14 protein-coding genes are annotated in these 16116 nt (G+C 72.6%); 8 read left to right on the forward strand and 6 right to left on the reverse strand.

Going from position 1 to position 16116, the window contains the following annotated elements; translation table 11 throughout:
* Positions 1-57: 57 nt before the first annotated feature.
* The gene (gene hutI / locus ACIPSC_RS25025; protein ID WP_400828315.1) at positions 58-1227 is read left to right on the forward strand and encodes an imidazolonepropionase; all 1170 of its coding nucleotides are present in this window, start codon (positions 58-60) and stop codon (positions 1225-1227) included.
* A 108-nt stretch (positions 1228-1335) separates the two neighbouring features.
* On the opposite strand, the gene ACIPSC_RS25030 is transcribed toward hutI, so the two are convergent.
* Positions 1336-3447 carry a prolyl oligopeptidase family serine peptidase gene (locus ACIPSC_RS25030; protein WP_400828291.1) on the reverse strand — a complete coding sequence of 704 codons (2112 nt, stop codon included), beginning with the start codon at positions 3445-3447 and terminating at the stop codon, positions 1336-1338.
* Between the two features lie 160 nt (positions 3448-3607).
* Complete coding sequence (locus ACIPSC_RS25035; protein ID WP_400828292.1) at positions 3608-5116, reverse strand: peptide MFS transporter; 1509 nt, start codon at positions 5114-5116, stop codon at positions 3608-3610.
* 329 nt (positions 5117-5445) lie between these two features.
* Between ACIPSC_RS25035 and ACIPSC_RS25040 the strand changes: the two genes are divergently transcribed.
* Both ACIPSC_RS25040 and ACIPSC_RS25045 read left to right on the forward strand, forming a co-directional pair.
* Positions 5446-6120: a response regulator transcription factor gene (locus ACIPSC_RS25040; RefSeq protein ID WP_030290974.1), complete on the forward strand. Its 675-nt coding sequence runs from the start codon at positions 5446-5448 to the stop codon at positions 6118-6120.
* An 82-nt stretch (positions 6121-6202) separates the two neighbouring features.
* The gene (locus ACIPSC_RS25045) at positions 6203-7450 is read left to right on the forward strand and encodes an ATP-binding protein (protein ID WP_400828293.1); all 1248 of its coding nucleotides are present in this window, start codon (positions 6203-6205) and stop codon (positions 7448-7450) included.
* On the opposite strand, the gene ACIPSC_RS25050 is transcribed toward ACIPSC_RS25045, so the two are convergent.
* Together ACIPSC_RS25050 and ACIPSC_RS25055 are read right to left on the reverse strand one after the other, a co-directional pair.
* Entirely contained in the window at positions 7447-8139 is a 693-nt protein-coding gene (locus tag ACIPSC_RS25050) for an ester cyclase (RefSeq protein WP_400828294.1), read from the reverse strand. The two genes, ACIPSC_RS25045 and ACIPSC_RS25050, sit on opposite strands and share 4 nt — an antisense overlap.
* Positions 8140-8253: 114 nt before the next feature.
* A complete protein-coding gene (locus tag ACIPSC_RS25055; RefSeq protein WP_400828295.1) occupies positions 8254-8793 on the reverse strand; it encodes a GtrA family protein in 540 nt (179 codons plus the stop codon).
* A gap of 280 nt (positions 8794-9073) precedes the next feature.
* Here ACIPSC_RS25055 and ACIPSC_RS25060 point away from each other — a divergent pair, with 280 nt between their 5' ends.
* The 3 genes from ACIPSC_RS25060 to ACIPSC_RS25070 are packed head-to-tail and all read left to right on the forward strand — an operon-like array spanning position 9074 to position 11957.
* Positions 9074-10192, forward strand: a complete 1119-nt coding sequence (locus tag ACIPSC_RS25060; RefSeq protein WP_400828296.1) for a 5-(carboxyamino)imidazole ribonucleotide synthase — start codon at positions 9074-9076, stop codon at positions 10190-10192.
* Positions 10189-10713 (forward strand): 5-(carboxyamino)imidazole ribonucleotide mutase, encoded by a 525-nt coding sequence (purE, locus tag ACIPSC_RS25065; RefSeq protein ID WP_400828297.1) that lies wholly within the window; start codon positions 10189-10191, stop codon positions 10711-10713. Before ACIPSC_RS25060 ends, purE begins: the two co-directional genes overlap by 4 nt.
* A 23-nt stretch (positions 10714-10736) precedes the next feature.
* Entirely contained in the window at positions 10737-11957 is a 1221-nt protein-coding gene (locus ACIPSC_RS25070) for a dipeptidase (RefSeq protein WP_400828298.1), read from the forward strand.
* Between the two features lie 111 nt (positions 11958-12068).
* Here ACIPSC_RS25070 and ACIPSC_RS25075 read toward each other — a convergent pair whose 3' ends face one another.
* Positions 12069-12482 carry a CoA-binding protein gene (locus tag ACIPSC_RS25075; RefSeq protein WP_400828299.1) on the reverse strand — a complete coding sequence of 138 codons (414 nt, stop codon included), beginning with the start codon at positions 12480-12482 and terminating at the stop codon, positions 12069-12071.
* Positions 12483-12535: 53 nt separating this feature from the next.
* Positions 12536-13873: a UDP-glucose dehydrogenase family protein gene (locus ACIPSC_RS25080; protein WP_400828300.1), complete on the reverse strand. Its 1338-nt coding sequence runs from the start codon at positions 13871-13873 to the stop codon at positions 12536-12538.
* 220 nt (positions 13874-14093) lie between these two features.
* On the opposite strand from ACIPSC_RS25080, the gene ACIPSC_RS25085 reads away from it, so the two are divergent.
* Both ACIPSC_RS25085 and ACIPSC_RS25090 read left to right on the forward strand, forming a co-directional pair.
* Positions 14094-15377, forward strand: a complete 1284-nt coding sequence (locus ACIPSC_RS25085; RefSeq protein WP_400828301.1) for an LCP family protein — start codon at positions 14094-14096, stop codon at positions 15375-15377.
* 94 nt (positions 15378-15471) lie between these two features.
* Positions 15472-16116 (forward strand): acyl-CoA dehydrogenase family protein (locus ACIPSC_RS25090; protein ID WP_400828302.1); only part of this gene is annotated, 645 nt, incomplete at its 3' end.

The raw sequence follows: 16116 nt of genomic DNA on the forward strand, positions 1-16116 counted from the left end.
CTCGTCCATCCCGAAAGGCCTGACGTGAGCACCCCCAGCACCCCCAAGAGCGACGGCATGCCGAGCACCCTGATCACCGGCATCGGCAGCCTGGTCACCAACGACCCCGCGCAGGGCACCGGGCCGCTGGGCCTGCTCACCGACGCGGCCGTGGTGGTGGACGGCGGCACGATCGCCTGGGTCGGCCCGGCCGCCGAGGCGCCCGCCGCCGACGAGCGGTTCGACGCGGCGGGGCGGGCGCTGCTGCCGGGCTTCGTCGACTCGCACGCCCACCTGGTGTTCGCGGGCGACCGCACCGCCGAGTTCAACGCCCGGATGTCCGGCCAGTCGTACACCGCCGGCGGCATCCGCACCACGGTGGCCGCCACCCGGGCCGCGAGCGACGCCGAGCTGGACGCCAACCTGGCCCGGTTCGTCCGCGAGGCGCTGCGCCAGGGGACGACCTCGATCGAGTGCAAGTCCGGCTACGGGCTGACCGTGCCGGACGAGGCGCGGGCGCTGCGGATCGCCTCCTCGTACACCCCCGAGACCACCTACCTCGGCGCCCACGTGGTCGCCCCCGAGTACGCGGACGACCCGGCCGGGTACGTCGACCTGGTCACCGGCGAGATGCTGGACGCCTGCGCGCCGTACGCCCGCTGGGTGGACGTGTTCTGCGAGAACGGCGCCTTCGACGGGGACCAGGCGCGCGCGATCCTGACCGCCGGCGTCGAGCGCGGCCTCACCCCCCGGGTGCACGCCAACCAGCTCTCCTACGGCCCCGGCGTGCAGCTCGCCGTCGAGCTGGGCGCGGCCTCCGCCGACCACTGCACCCACCTGACCGACGAGGACGTGGCGGCGCTGGCCGGCTCGGCCACGGTGGCGACGCTGCTGCCCGGCGCGGAGTTCTCCACCCGCGCCGCCTACCCGGACGCGCGCCGGCTGCTCGACGCGGGCGCCGTGGTGGCGCTCTCGACCGACTGCAACCCGGGCTCCAGCTTCACCAGCTCGATGGCGTTCTGCATCGCGGTCGCGGTGCGGGAGATGGGGATGACCCCGGACGAGGCGGTCTGGGCGGCCACCGCGGGCGGCGCGCACGCGCTGCGGCGGACGGACGTCGGCACGGTGCGCGTGGGCGCCCGCGCCGACCTCCAGCTGCTGGAGGCGCCCTCGCACGTGCACCTCGCGTACCGGCCGGGCGTGCCGCTGACGGCGGCCGTCTGGCGGGCCGGCGTGCGCGAGGTCTGATTCGGCGCACCGCGGGGAGCCCCCGCGTCCCTCGACGGGGCGCGGGGGCTCCTCCCGTTCGGGCGGGGCCCGGGCGGGACTTCGGGTGGCCCCCGGCGGGGTCCGGCGTCAGGCGAGGCCGAGCGAGCGCTTCAGGAAGTCCAGCTGGTGGTGGTGCAGGTTCTCCGCCACCGCCTCGTCGGTGGGCGTGTGGGTGGTGCCGCTGAGCGGCAGCACCTCGTGCGGGCGCCCGGCCGCGAGCAGGGCGGCGGAGAGCCGCAGGGCGTGGACCGGGAAGACGTTGTCGTCGGCGAGGCCGTGGACCAGCAGCAGCGGGCGGCGCAGCCGCGGCGCGTCGGCGACCAGCGAGCAGGCGTCGTAGCGCTCGGGGTGCTCGTCGGGGTGGCCGAGGAACCGCTCCTGCCAGTGGGTGTCGTAGAGCCGCTGGTCGGTGGGGGCGGCGCCGGCGACGGCGGCGTGGAAGACGTCCGGCCGCCGCAGCACGGCCAGCGCGGCGAGGTAGCCGCCGTAGGACCAGCCGCGGATCGCGACCCGGTCGAGGTCGAGCAGTCCGGGCCGCAGCCGGGCGGCCTCGTGCAGCCCCTCGACCTGGTCCTCCAGGGCCGGGGTGGCCTTGTCCCCGAAGACCTCCTTGTCCCAGCGCGGACCGCGGCCGGGGGTGCCGCGGCCGTCGACGGCCAGGACGGCGAAGCCCTGGTCGGCGAACCACTGCGACACCAGCTCCGGCCAGCCGCCGCCGGTGGTGACCTTCTGCAGCGCCGGCCCGCCGTACGGGTCGAGCAGGACGGGCAGCGGCCCGTCCCCGGGGCGGTGGCCGGCGGGCAGGAAGAGCGCGGCGCAGAGTCCGCGCGGGCCGAGCCGGAGCAGCTCCGGCCGGGCGGTGAGGACGGGCGCCTGTGCGTACGAGGCCAGCGGGAGCGCGGGGCGGCCCGCGGGCAGGACGGTGGTCCGGCCGGCCGGGGCGCCGGTGGCCCGGGTGGTGAGCACCAGCGTGCCGCCGCGCCGCACACCGGTGTGCAGGCCGGGCCCCTCGCTCAGCCGGCGCAGGCCTTCGGCCGGCTCGTACAGCCAGAGGTGGGTCTCGGTGGGCTCCTCGGTGGCGGTGAACAGCACCTGTTCGCCCTCGGTCCCGAGCACCGCGCGCAGCTGCAGCCCGGCCGGGGTGACCGGCTGGCCGGCCACGGTGAGGTGGCGGGTCCCGCCGAGGTCGGCGGAGCCGACCAGCGCCCCGGACGCCGTCCGGACCGGCAGGCCGGGCACCAGCTCGACCCAGTGCTCGTCACGCTGCTCGGCCAGGGCGCTCGTGGCGCCGTCCGGGGCGATCGCCAGGGTGCGGACGGTGTGCTGGTCGCGGCTCTGCACGGCGGCGTACGGGCCGTGGTCGTCCCAGCCGGCGGCGGTGAGGTACTCGAAGCCGGCCCGGTCCCAGCGGACCTCGGCGCGGTCGCCGGGGCGGTCCGGGTCGAGGGGGAGCAGCCAGAGCGAGACGTCGGAGTTGGCGGTGCCGGCCAGCGGGTAGCGGACCGTCCGCGGCGGCCGCTGCGGCTCGGCCGGGTCGGCGAGGTGGAGACGGCTCAGCGGGCGGTCGTCGACGCGGGCGGCGAGCAGCGCGGTGCCGTCCGGGGACCACCAGTGGCCGCGGGTGCGGTACATCGACTCGGCGGCGACGTGCTCGGCCGTCCCGTACGCCACCTCCTCGTGCTCGGGTTCGGCGAGCGCCCGGTCGTCGCGGCCGTCGGTGCCGACCACGCGCAGGGCGCCGCCGCCGACGTAGGCGATCCGGCGGCCGGCCCGGTCGAGGCGCGGGTCGTACACCGGGGCGGCGGTGGGGATGCTGCGGACGGCGCCGTCGGCGGTGTCCGCGAGGGCGGTGTCCACGAGCCAGAGCGCGCCGTGGAGGGCGAAGACGGCGAGCCGGCCGGTGCCGTCGGTGCCGAAGGCGGTGATGCCGGTGGTCAGCACCCGGGCGCGCTCGCGGCGGATCCGCTCGGCCTCGGGGAGGGCGGCGTCGTCGGTGCCGAGCGCGGCGGGGTCGGCGAGCAGCCGCTCCGCGCCGGTGGCGGTGTCGAGCGCCCAGAGGCAGGAGACCGGGTCGTCGCCGGCCCGGCTGCGCAGGAAGAGCACGGTGCGGCCGTCGGCGGAGACGGCCGGAGCGGCGGGGGCGCCGAGGGTGAAGCGCCGGGTGCGGGCGAGCTGACGGGGGAGTGAGTCGGTAGGCATCCCGTCACCCTCGCACGGCCGGGCCTGACGTGCGGGCGGGGCCGGAGCTGCGGTCGGGGCCGGAGCTGCGGTCGGGTCCGGGCCCGGAAACGCGACCGGGGCCGCCGTGGATCTCAGGAATCCACAGCGGCCCCGGGGCCGGTGCCAGGTCGGCTGGGCGTCAGTGCACGTCGCCCATCAGCTTCACGACCTTCTTGCGGTACATCGCCAGACCGATGCCGGCCACGATGGCCATCGCACCCTGGAAGGCGAAGTACCCGGTGGATCCGACCACCTCGTCGCCGAGGACCAGCTGGAAGATGGCCGCGACGCAGTCACCGGCGGTGACGGCGAGGAACCAGACACCCATCATCTGGCTGGCGTACTTCGTGGGGGCCAGCTTGGTGGTGACGGAGAGGCCGACCGGGGAGAGGGTCAGCTCACCGACGGTCTGGACCAGGTAGACCATGGCCAGCCAGAGCGGGGTGACCTTGGTGCCGCCCGCGGCGGCGCCCATCGCCAGCATCATGACCAGGAAGGAGCCGCCGATCATCAGCAGACCGAAGGCGAACTTCATGGTGGTGCTGGGGTTCTTGCTCCGGCGGGCCAGGGCCACCCAGAGCCAGGCGAAGACCGGGGCCAGCGCCATGATGTACAGCGGGTTCAGCGACTGGAACCAGGTCGACGGGAAGTTGAACCCGAAGAGCGTGGACGCGGTGTTCTCGTCCGCGAAGATGCTCAGGGTCGAGCCGGACTGGTCGTAGATCATCCAGAACACGGCGGCGGCGACGAAGAACCAGATGTAGCCGCTCATCCGGGACTGCTCGGTCTCGTCGAGGTCCTTGTCCCGCTTCACCTTGGCGAAGACGAAGACCGGGATCGCGATGCCCGCGATCGACAGCGGCCAGATCGCCCAGTTGATGGTGAAGTGGCCGGTCAGCGCGACGATCGCGTAGAAGACGGCGGCCAGGCCCAGCCAGATGCCGGCCTTCTTGAAGATCGTGCTCTTCTCGGCGGCCGAGATCGGCGAGGTGACCACGTCGCTCTTCGGGCTCAGGTGGCGGGTGCCCAGCAGGAACTGGGTCAGGCCGAGCGCCATGCCGACGCCGGCGAGCGCGAAGCCGAGGTGCCAGTTCACGCTCTGGCCGACGGTGCCGATGACCAGCGGGGCGGCGAAGGCACCGAGGTTGATGCCCATGTAGAAGATCGTGAAGCCACCGTCGCGACGCGGGTCGTTCGGCCCGTCGTACAGGTGGCCGACCATCGTCGAGATGTTGGCCTTCAGCAGGCCGGAGCCGATCGCGATGAACGCCAGACCGACGAAGAACGATGCGCTCATCGGCACGGCCAGCAGGAAGTGGCCGATCATGATGATCACACCGCCGACGGCGACGGTCTTGCGGGCACCGAGGAAGCGGTCCGCGATCCAGCCGCCCGGGAGGGCGAGCAGGTAGACCATCGCCGTGTACACGCTGTAGACGGCGGCGGCGACGGCCGCCTTCATGCCGAGGCCGCCCTCTGCGACGGAGGCCGTCATGTAGAGGACCAGCAGGGCGCGCATGCCGTAGTAGCTGAAGCGCTCCCACATCTCGCTCATGAAGAGAGTGGCGAGTCCACGGGGGTGCCCGAGGAAGGTCTTGCCGCTGGGAGAGGCCGGCTTGAGGCCGGCGTCCAGGGTCGTAGACGCCATGTGTAGGGGTTCCTTGCCTGACAGCGTCCGCCAAGGGGGGTGGCGGCGGACGTGGACGGAACCACTGTACGTGGCGATATTTGGCGCCATCGGCTGACAAAACGTGGCAATTAGGTATGCCGATGGTAAAGCCTGCGACAGGCTAGCTTGTTCGATCCATGGTCTAGCCGCGGTAATTCCTTCGGATTGAAGATCGAAGGGCAGAATCTTCGCCGAACACGCGGTCGGGAGCGGTTCGTTGAGCGGTGTTCGCCGTCCGTATAACGATCACGCTCTGTGAACTACCTCACAGCGACAACGGCCATACCCCGGCGGACTACCATCACCACATGACCTGTGTGCTGCTCGCCGAGGACGATCCGGCGATCTCCGAACCCCTCGCCCGGGCCCTGCGACGCGAGGGATATGAGGTGCTCGTCCGGGAGGACGGCCCGACCGCGCTGGCCGCCGGGCTCACCGAGGAGGTCGACCTCGTCGTCCTCGACCTCGGCCTGCCGGAGATGGACGGCCTGGAGGTCTGCCGGCGTCTGCGCGCCGACGGCAAGAGCTGCCCCGTCCTGGTGCTCACCGCCCGGGCCGACGAGGTGGACACGGTGGTCGGCCTCGACGCGGGCGCCGACGACTACGTCACCAAGCCGTTCCGCCTCGCCGAGCTGCTGGCCCGGGTCCGGGCCCTGCTCCGGCGCGGCAACGTCGACCAGCTCACCACCGGCGCGCACGGGGTGAAGATCGACATCGAGTCGCACCGCGCCTGGCTCGGCGAGGAGGAGCTCACTCTCTCCGCCAAGGAGTTCGAGCTGCTGCGGGTGCTGGTCCGGGACGCCGGCCGGGTGGTCACCCGCGAGGAGATCATGCGCCAGGTCTGGGACACCACCTGGTGGACCTCCACCAAGACGCTGGACATGCACATCTCGTGGCTGCGCAAGAAGCTCGGCGACGACGCGGCCAACCCCCGGTACATCGCCACCGTGCGCGGGGTGGGTTTCCGGTTCGAGAAGAATTAGGGCTGATCCACAAGACAGACCCTGGGCCCGGCCAGGGGCGCCCGCCCCGGCCCGGTTCCACAGCACCACGGGGAGCGGCAGCGTGAAACGCCGGATGATCAACTCGCTGCTGGGCGTTGTCCTGGTGGTCGTCGTCGTGTTCTGCGTGCCCCTCGCCCTGGTCGAGAAGCGCACCATCGTCAACGCCGCCCAGGACCGCGTCGACGCCGCGGCCGTCCGGGTGCTCGCCCTGGTGGAGAACCGGCTCGCGGCCGGCGAGCCGGTCACCGGCGACAAGTTCGCCAACCAGGTGACCGACGGCCAGTACGTCGAGGTGGACATCCCCGGTCAGCCGATCGTCTCCAGCGGCACCCGGCCGGAGGGGGACCACCTGCTGAAGGCCGTCGAGCAGGGGGCCAGCGGTGAGACCGTCACCGTGGAGCAGTCCCGGGCCGCGGTCGACCACGAGATCGCCAACATGCTGCTGCTGCTCGGCGTGGTCGCCCTGCTCGCCGTCCAGGCCGCCGTCGCCCTCGCCGTCTGGCAGGCCAAGCGGCTCGCCCGCCCGCTCACCGACCTCGCCGAGACCGCCGAGCGGCTCGGCTCCGGCGACCCCCGCCCCCGCGACCGGCGCTACGGCGTCCCGGAGCTCGACCGGGTCGCCGAGGTCCTGGACGTCAGCGCCGAGCGGATCGCCCGGATGCTCACCGCCGAGCGGCGGCTCGCCGCCGACGCCTCGCACCAGCTGCGCACCCCGCTCACCGCGCTCTCCATGCGGCTGGAGGAGATCACCGCGCTCGCCGAGGAGCCGGACACCGTCAAGGAGGAGGCGACCATCGCCCTCCAGCAGGTCGAGCGGCTCACCGACGTCGTCCAGCGACTGCTCACCACCCAGCGGGACCCGCGCAGCCCCACCGCGGTCGCCTTCGACCTCGACGACGTGATCAAGCAGCAGGTGGAGGAGTGGGGCGCGTCGCTCCGCGGCACCGGCCGGGTGCTCCAGGTGGAGGGCCTGCACGGGGTCACCGCGGTCGGCACCCCGGGCACGGTGGCGCAGGTGCTGGCCACCCTGATCGAGAACTCGCTGATGCACGGCGCCGGGACGATCACGCTGCGGGTGCGGCCGTCCGGGACGTCCCTGGTGGTCGAGGTGCAGGACCAGGGCGCAGGGGTGCCGCCGGAGCTGGGCAACCGGGTCTTCGAACGCGCGGTCAGCGGCCGCAACTCGACCGGCATCGGGCTGGCCGTCGCCCGCGACCTGGCGGAGGCGGACGGCGGCCGGCTCGAACTGCTCTCACTGAAGCCACCGGTGTTCGCGCTCTTCCTGGGGCGGAGCCGCAGGAACGACTAGGACGGCATCATGCCGAGCTGGCGCATCACGCCCATCACGTCCCAGTGCCACCAGCCTTCCTTGATCTTCCCGTTCTCGAACCGGAAGGTCGTCGTGCCGCTGCCGGTCACGGTCTTCCCGGTGGCCGGGATCCCCATGAAGTCGCCCTTGTGCCGGGCCGTCCAGCTCCACCGGGTGGCGACCTCGTCGCCGTCGGCGAGCTGGCGCTCGATGGTGAAGGTGAAGTCGAAGGCCGCCAGGTAGCCGGCCGCCTCGGCCTTGATCGCGGCCAGGCCCACGGTGTCCCGCTGGTTGGCGAAGTCGTGGTCGTGGTAGTCCTCGGCCACCAGCTCGTCCATCACGGCCACGTTGCCCTTGGACATCTCCTCGAACATCCGGGCCGCGACCGCCTTGTTGAACTGGGTGTCGCGGACCACGTCGAGGTCGGTGAAGGTCGGCGGCTCGTCGCAGAGCGCCACCATCTCCCGGAAAATCCGGTCGGTCTCGGGCAGGCTGGAGTTCCGCATGGCCTCCTCGTAGGAGGGGAACTCCACGATCTCCACGACGTGCTTGGTGTCGGAGCGGTCCGTGGTCACCATCGCGTGGCCCACCGTGCGCCTGCCCCTGGTCTGCTCGGCCCACGTGTCCATGAGCCGGTTGAGGTCTTCCACCCGGTCGGTCTTGCAGTCGATGATCTGGACGAACGCCATGGCGAGCCTCCTGGGTAACCCCCCTCGGCCTCGATCGTCCGCCGGCCGTGCTCACCCCCGGTAAGACCACTGTCCTCTCGTCCCGGGGACCCGGGCAAGTGGAGGCCGGCGCGCCTACTCGGCCTTGGCGTACCGGATCTGCTCGGTGGCCAGCATCAGTTCGGCCTGGGCGACCAGGCCGGGGGCCTCGCCCTCGGCGGCCTCCGGCTCGGGGATCGCCGTGAACACCCAGGTCCGGTACGAGACGAAGCGGAACACCGTGGCCACGGCGAGGCCGGCGACCTTCGCGGCCAGCTGCTCGAAGTGCGAGTCCAGGCCCAGGACGTAGACCGAGAAGCCCAGCACCCCGGTCTCGATCAGCATGCCGGCGCCGCTGAACAGCAGGAAGAGCGTGATCTCGCGCTTGCGCGAGGCCGCATCGCGGTCCCGGTACAGCCAGTAGCGGTAGCCGAGGTAGTTGGTGGCGATGGCCACCAGCGTGGCGGCGATGTTCGACCGCAGCGAGGCCAGGTGGAACCCGTTGATGCAGATCCAGAACACGGCGAAGTTGACCACCACGCCGCTCAGGCCGACGATGGCGAACTTCACCACCTCGCCGGACAGCCCGCGCAGCTTCTGCGCCAGCGAGGGGTTCGACGCCGTGGTCGTCGCCATACCGGGCTGCCTCCATGTACCTGCCGACGAGGGGGTCCGGAGCGGGTGCTCGGCTGACCCCTGGAGCCCTGCGTGCACACACATGATCTGACCGCGCGTAGCAGGACCTGGCGAACCAGGCTACCCGCTTCCGCCGATCGGCTCAGCCCCGAGGGCGTCGGGTTGACATCTACGCGCGTCCGCTCCATCGGCCGCGACGGTGGTTCCACCGCCCCCGACCGGCCCGGATATCCTGGGCCGCGTGACTTCCCCGGGCAATGCGAATTTTCCAGTGGTGGGCATGATCGGCGGTGGGCAGCTGGCCCGCATGGCACACCAGGCGGGCATCCCGCTCGGGGTCAGGTTCAAGCTCCTCGCCGACACGCCCCAGGACTCCGCCGCGCAGGTGGTCTCCGACGTCGTCCTCGGTGACTACCGCGACCTCGACACGCTCCGCCGCTTCGCGGCCGGCTGCGATGTCGTCACCTTCGACCACGAGCACGTGCCGACCGAGCACCTGCGGGCCCTGGAGGCCGACGGCATCGCCGTCCGCCCCGGCCCGGACGCGCTGGTCAACGCCCAGGACAAGGGCGTCATGCGGGCCAAGCTCGACGCCATCGGCGTCCCCTGCCCGCGGCACCGGATCGTCGCCGACCCGGCCGACGTCACCGCCTTCGCCGCCGAGGGCGCCGGCTACCCGGTCGTGCTGAAGACCGTCCGCGGCGGCTACGACGGCAAGGGCGTCTGGGTCGTCGACGACGAGCAGCAGGCCCAGGCACCGTTCCTGGCCGGCGTGCCGGTGCTGGCCGAGGAGAAGGTCGACTTCGTCCGCGAGCTGGCCGCCAACGTGGTCCGCTCGCCCAGCGGCCAGGCCGTCGCCTACCCGGTGGTGGAGAGCCTCCAGGAGAACGGCGTCTGCGCCGAGGTCACCGCGCCGGCGCCCGACCTCGACCCGGCCCTCTCCGACGAGGCCCAGCAGCTGGCCCTGCGGATCGCCGGCGAGCTGGGCATCACCGGCCACCTCGCGGTCGAGCTGTTCCAGACCCGGGACGGCCGGATCCTGGTCAACGAGCTGGCCATGCGTCCGCACAACTCCGGGCACTGGAGCCAGGACGGCGCCGTCACCTCGCAGTTCGAGAACCACCTGCGTGCCGTGCTCGACCTGCCGCTCGGCGACCCCCGCCCGCGCGCCAAGTGGACCGTCATGGTCAACGTCCTCGGCGGCGACTACCCGGACATGTACCACGCCTTCCTGCACTGCATGGCCCGTGACCCGGGCCTGAAGATCCACATGTACGGGAAGGACGTGAAGCCCGGCCGCAAGGTCGGCCACGTCAACGTCTTCGGGGACGACCTCGACGACGTCCGCGAGCGCGCCCGTCACGCGGCCGCCTACCTGCGAGGAACGATCACCGAATGACTTCCCCCCTTGTCGGCATCGTGATGGGCTCGGACTCCGACTGGCCCGTGATGGAGGCCGCCGCCCAGGCCCTCGACGAGTTCGAGATCCCGTACGAGGTGGACGTCGTCTCCGCCCACCGGATGCCGCGCGAGATGGTCGCCTACGGCGAGAACGCCCACAAGCGCGGCCTGAAGGCGATCATCGCGGGCGCCGGCGGTGCCGCCCACCTGCCGGGCATGCTCGCCTCGGTCACCCCGCTGCCGGTCATCGGCGTGCCGGTGCCGCTGCGCTACCTGGACGGCATGGACAGCCTGCTGTCGATCGTCCAGATGCCGGCCGGCGTGCCGGTGGCGACCGTCTCGGTGGCGGGCGCGCGCAATGCGGGCCTGCTGGCGGTGCGGATGCTCGCCGCGTTCGACCCGGAGCTGACCGAGCGGATGACCGACTTCCAGGCCGAGCTGAACAGCCAGGCCACCGAGAAGGGCAAGAAGCTCAGGGCCAAGGTGGCGGGTTCCTCCTCCTTCGGCTTTGGAAAGTAGTCATATCGGATACAACAGCTCGTATGACCTCTGAGCTGCTGGATCCCTCCTCCGCCACCGCCCTGCTGGGGCGCGCCCGGGCTCTGCTGCGCGTCGCGCCCGTGGTGGACGGGCACAACGACCTGCCGTGGGCGATGCGCGAGCAGGTCGGCTACGACCTCGACGCGGTCGATCTGGCCGCCGACCAGAGCGCCCGCCTGCACACCGACCTCGCCCGCCTCACCGCGGGCGGGGTCGGCGCGCAGTTCTGGTCCGTCTACGTCCCCTCCCGGCTGGCCGGCGACCACGCGGTCAGCGCCACGCTGGAGCAGATCGACTTCGTCCGGACGCTGGCCGAGCGCTTCCCCGACCGGCTCCGGCTCGCCCTCACCGCGGACGACATGGAGACCGCCCGCGCCGAGGGCCGGATCGCCTCCCTGATGGGCGCCGAGGGCGGCCACTCCATCGACTGCTCGCTCGCCACCCTGCGGGCCCTGTACGACCTCGGCGTCCGTTACCTGACGCTGACCCACAACGACAACACCCCGTGGGCCGACTCGGCCACCGACGAGCCGGCCGCCGGCGGGCTCACCGCCTTCGGCGAGGAGGTCGTCCGGGAGATGAACCGGCTCGGCATGCTGGTCGACCTCTCGCACGTCTCCGCCGACACCATGCGCGACGCGCTGCGCGTCACCGAGGCACCGGTGGTCTTCTCGCACTCCTCCGCGCGGGCCGTCTGCGGCCACCCGCGCAACGTCCCGGACGACGTGCTCGCCGCGCTCGCCGGCAACGGCGGCGTGGCGATGGCCACCTTCGTGCCCAAGTTCATCCTGCCCGCGGCCATCGAGTGGACCGCCGCGGCGGACGAGAACATGCGCGCCCACGGCTTCGACCACCTCGACACGACCCCGGCCGCGATGGCCTGCCAGCGCGCCTTCGAGCAGGCCACCCCCCGCCCGGTCGCCACCCCGGCCACCGTCGCCGACCACCTCGACCACATGCGCGAGGTGGCCGGCGTCGACCACATCGGCATCGGCGGGGACTTCGACGGCACCGCCTTCCTCCCGGCCGGCCTGGACTCGGTGGCCGGCTACCCGAACCTGATCGCCGAACTGCTGCGCCGCGGCTGGTCGGAGGCCGACCTCGCCAAGCTCACCTGGCACAACGCCGTCCGCGTCCTGCGCGACGCCGAGGGTGTTGCGGCCCGCCTGCGCGCCGAGGGCCGCCGGCCGTCCATCGCCACCCTCGCGCAGCTCGACGGCTGACGAGGTCCGCCCTGCCCCCACCCGGAGGGCAGGGCCGGGCGAGCACGACGGCCTGCTGGAGCGAGTCGCGAGGCCACTGCCCGGAGCGGTCCGCCCCGGTCCGGTCCGGGCTCAGCCGAGCAGCGGGATCTCGATGGCGGGGCACTTGTCCATGACCATCGCCACCCCGGCGGCCGTCGTCCGCGCGTAGGCGTCCTCGTCCACCACACCGAGCTGGAACCAGACCGCCTTCGCCCCGGCGGCCACCGCCTGGTCGGCCACCTCGCCGGCCAGCGCGCTGTTCACGAACACGTCCACCACGTCGATCTCGAACGGGATCTCGGCGAGCGAGGCGTACCCCGGTTCGCCGAGCACCGTCTCGGCCTTGGGGTGCACCGGAACGATGCGCTTGCCGTGGCTCTGGAGCACCCTGGCGACGCCGTACGCGGCCCGGGCGGTGTTGTTGGACAGGCCCACCACCGCCCAGGTGTCGCCCTTGGCCGTGAGGATGTCGCGGACCGTCGCGTCGTCTCCGTAGCTCGTCATGCCGGTGCCAACGACACACCCCGGTGGGGGATTCCCGCCCGTCCGGGGGCGGTTCAGCTCGGGCGGCCGAGGGCCCGGTACGTCCAGCCGGCCGCCCGCCAGGCGTCGGCGTCCAGGGCGTTGCGGCCGTCGAGGAGCCGGCGCTCGGCGACCACCTCGCCCAGCTCGGCCGGGTCCAGCTCGCGGAACTCCTGCCACTCGGTGAGGTGCAGGACGACGTGCGCCCCCTCGGCCGCCTCCAGCGCGGACCCGGCGTAGGCCAGGCCGGGGAACATCTTGCGGGCGTTGTCCGTCGCCTTCGGGTCGTACACCGTGACCTGGGCGCCCTGGAGCTGGATCTGGGCGGCCACGTTGAGCGCGGGGGAGTCCCGGATGTCGTCCGAGTTCGGCTTGAACGCGGCGCCGAGGACGGCCACCCGGCGGCCCAGGAAGCCGCCGTCGCACTGCTCGCGGGCCAGCTCGACCATCCGGGAGCGGCGGCGCATGTTGATCGAGTCGACCTCGCGCAGGAAGGTCAGCGCCTGGTCGGCGCCGAGCTCGCCGGCGCGGGCCATGAACGCGCGGATGTCCTTGGGCAGGCAGCCGCCGCCGAAGCCGAGGCCCGCGTTGAGGAACTTGCGGCCGATCCGCTCGTCGTAGCCGAGCGCGTCGGAGAGCAGCGTGACGTCCGCGCCGGCCGCCTCGCAGACCTCGGCCATCGCGTTGATGAACGAGATCTTGGTGGCGAGGAAGGAGTTGGCGGCGGCCTTGACCAGCTCGGCGGTGGCGAAGTCGGTGACCACGAACGGCACCCCGGCCGCGATCGGGTCCGCGTACACCTCGCGCAGCAGCTGCTCGGCGCGCTCGCTGCGGACGCCGACCACGATCCGGTCCGCGCGCAGGGTGTCCTGGACGGCGAAGCCCTCGCGCAGGAACTCCGGGTTCCAGGCGAGCTCGGCGCCCGCGCCGACCGGCGCCTGGGCGGCCAGCCGCTCGGCCAGCCGGCCCGCCGAACCGACCGGGACGGTGGACTTGCCGACCACCAGCACCGGGCGGGTCAGGTGTGGGGCGAGCGCGTCGATCGCGGCGTCCACGTACGACATGTCGGCGGCGAACTCGCCCTTGCGCTGCGGGGTGTTGACGCAGATGAAGTGCACGTCGCCGAACTCCGCGGCCTCCTGGGCGGAGGTGGTGAAGCGCAGCCGCCCGGTCGAGCCCTCATGGCCGGCCACGTGCTTGAGCAGCAGCTCGGACAGGCCCGGCTCGTACATCGGGACCCGGCCGGCGGTCAGCATGGCGATCTTGTCGGGGTCGATGTCCAGGCCCAGCACCTCGAAGCCGAACTCCGCCATGGCAGCGGCGTGGGTGGCGCCGAGGTAACCGGTGCCGATCACGGAGATGCGGAGGGTCACGGGTTCCCCTTTGCAGGATGTCGACCGGGGGGTCTGGTCGGCTGGACGGACAGGACGTGCGACCCCGATGCTATCCGCCGCTCCCTACCCCGCCCAGGCCGTCCCAGCAGGACCGATGATCCGGCCGGCGGGGGCCTGGTTTCCGGCCCGGCGCCGGAGTTGCGCGGCGATCCGGCCGGAACCCCGGCGCGGCGGGTGTGACCGACGGCACAATGCGCGCATGGATCCGAAGCCCGAACGCCAGGACGGGCCGCCGAGCCCGGACGAGCCGCCGCACACGGACGCCCCGGCGCACGAGGAGGAGGCGGCCCACAGGGACGCGCCGGCGCACCCGGAGGAGTCCGCGCTCCCCGCGGAGTCCCCGCTCCCCGCGGAGCCGGCGCGCCCCGGGGCCGGCCTGAGCCTCTTCGGGCCGAGGGGCGGCGAGGAGGACGCCGCGGACGGCCCGGGGGAGGAGGACGGCCCCGAGCCGCCCGCCAGGCGCCGCCGCACCCGCCGCGTCCTGCTCTGGACGCTCTGCGCCCTGCTGGTGCTGGCCCTCGGCGCCGGCGGCACCGTGTACTGGGTGGCCCAGCACTACGCCTCCTCGGTCACCCGCATCCCGGACGCCTTCCCCACCGCACCGGAGTCCGCCCAGCCGCAGCCCGTCCCGGCGAGCGGCCTCAACCTGCTGCTGGTCGGCCTGGACGCCCGTTCCGACGTCCCGACCACCGGGAGCGCCGCCAGGGCCCCGGCCTGGCGGGCGGGGGCGGCCCGCAGCGACACCATGATGCTGCTGCACCTCTCCGAGGACCGCCGCAGCGCCTCCCTGGTCTCGCTGCCCCGCGACACCTGGACGGACGTCCCCGGCCACGGTCGGGCCAAGCTGAACGCGGCCTACTCCTGGGGCGGCCCGGCGCTGATGACCGAGACCGTGCAGAACCTCACCGGCATCCGGATCGACCACCTCGCCGTGATCGACTGGAACGGCTTCCGCGCGCTCACCGACGCCGTCGGCGGGGTGGACATCACGATCCCGCGCACCATCGAGGCGGTCGGCGAGGCCCGCGCCTGGGAAGCCGGCACCCACCACATGGACGGCGCCCAGGCCCTGCTGTACGTCCGCGAGCGCTACGGCTTGCCCGGCGGGGACCTCGACCGCACCAAGCGTCAGCAGAACTTCCTCCGCTCGCTGATGCTGCGGATCATGGACTCCGGCACCCTGACCAGCCCGTCCAGGCTCGGCGGCCTGCTGCAGTCGGTCGGCGAGGTGGTCAGCGTCGACGACCGGCTCTCCAACACCGACCTGTTCCAACTCGCCTGGAGCCTGCGCTCGCTGCGCCCGGACGACGTCCGGTTCATGAACGCGCCGTTCGGCGGTTTCGACACCCGGGACGGGCAGAGCGTGGTGCTGCTGGACGAGCGCCCGGCCGCGCAGCTCTGGGAGGCGATGCGCAACGACCGGATGCCGCAGTACTTCCGCGATCACCGGGCCGGCGACACCCTCGGCACGGACGTCGACTGATCTAGGCAGCCGCAGGTCGGAGCCCTAGGATCTCTACTTAACGGTAACTAACCGGGACTTCACGGCACCATCCGAACTCGACGAGGCGGGCATCATGGCGGGCAGCGCAGGGGCGGCGGACTTCGATCTCTTCCGGATCTCCGAGGAGCACGAGATGCTCCGTGAGGCGGTGCGTTCGCTGGCCGAGGCGAAGATCGCTCCGTTCGCGGCGGAGGTGGACGAGCAGGGCCGGTTCCCGCAGGAGGCGTTGGACGCGCTGCAGGGCAATGATCTGCACGCGGTGCACGTGCCGGAGGAGTTCGGTGGTGCGGGGGCGGATGCGCTGGCGACGGTGATCGTGATCGAGGAGGTGGCGCGGGTGTGCGCCTCGTCGTCGCTGATCCCGGCGGTGAACAAGCTGGGGTCGCTGCCGGTGCAGCTGTCGGGCTCGGAGGAGCTGAAGGCGAAGTACCTGGGGGCGCTGGCCCGGGGTGAGGGGATGTTCTCGTACTGCCTGTCGGAGCCGGAGGCGGGTTCGGACGCGGCGGGGATGAAGACCCGGGCGGTGCGGGACGGGGACTTCTGGGTGCTGAACGGGGTGAAGCGCTGGATCACCAATGCCGGGGTGTCGGAGTTCTACACGGTGATGGCGGTGACGGATCCGGAGGCGCGGTCGCGGGGGATCTCGGCGTTCGTGGTGGAGAAGGGCGATGCGGGGGTGTCGTTCGGGGCGCCGGAGAAGAAGTTGGGGATCAAGGGG

The organism is Kitasatospora sp. NPDC090091, assembly GCF_044747365.1.
GTDB lineage: Bacteria > Actinomycetota > Actinomycetes > Streptomycetales > Streptomycetaceae > Kitasatospora.

Excerpts from the sequence above, each read along its gene's own strand:
- hutI (WP_400828315.1), top strand. The coding sequence starts at position 58 with ATGCCGAGCACCCTGATCACCGGCATCGGCAGCCTGGTCACCAACGAC.
- ACIPSC_RS25030 (WP_400828291.1), bottom strand. The coding sequence starts at position 3,447 with ATGCCTACCGACTCACTCCCCCGTCAGCTCGCCCGCACCCGGCGCTTC.
- ACIPSC_RS25035 (WP_400828292.1), bottom strand. The coding sequence starts at position 5,116 with ATGGCGTCTACGACCCTGGACGCCGGCCTCAAGCCGGCCTCTCCCAGC.
- ACIPSC_RS25040 (WP_030290974.1), top strand. The coding sequence starts at position 5,446 with ATGACCTGTGTGCTGCTCGCCGAGGACGATCCGGCGATCTCCGAACCC.
- ACIPSC_RS25050 (WP_400828294.1), bottom strand. The coding sequence starts at position 8,139 with ATGGCGTTCGTCCAGATCATCGACTGCAAGACCGACCGGGTGGAAGAC.
- ACIPSC_RS25055 (WP_400828295.1), bottom strand. The coding sequence starts at position 8,793 with ATGGCGACGACCACGGCGTCGAACCCCTCGCTGGCGCAGAAGCTGCGC.
- ACIPSC_RS25060 (WP_400828296.1), top strand. The coding sequence starts at position 9,074 with ATGATCGGCGGTGGGCAGCTGGCCCGCATGGCACACCAGGCGGGCATC.
- purE (WP_400828297.1), top strand. The coding sequence starts at position 10,189 with ATGACTTCCCCCCTTGTCGGCATCGTGATGGGCTCGGACTCCGACTGG.
- ACIPSC_RS25070 (WP_400828298.1), top strand. The coding sequence starts at position 10,737 with ATGACCTCTGAGCTGCTGGATCCCTCCTCCGCCACCGCCCTGCTGGGG.
- ACIPSC_RS25075 (WP_400828299.1), bottom strand. The coding sequence starts at position 12,482 with ATGACGAGCTACGGAGACGACGCGACGGTCCGCGACATCCTCACGGCC.
- ACIPSC_RS25085 (WP_400828301.1), top strand. The coding sequence starts at position 14,094 with ATGGATCCGAAGCCCGAACGCCAGGACGGGCCGCCGAGCCCGGACGAG.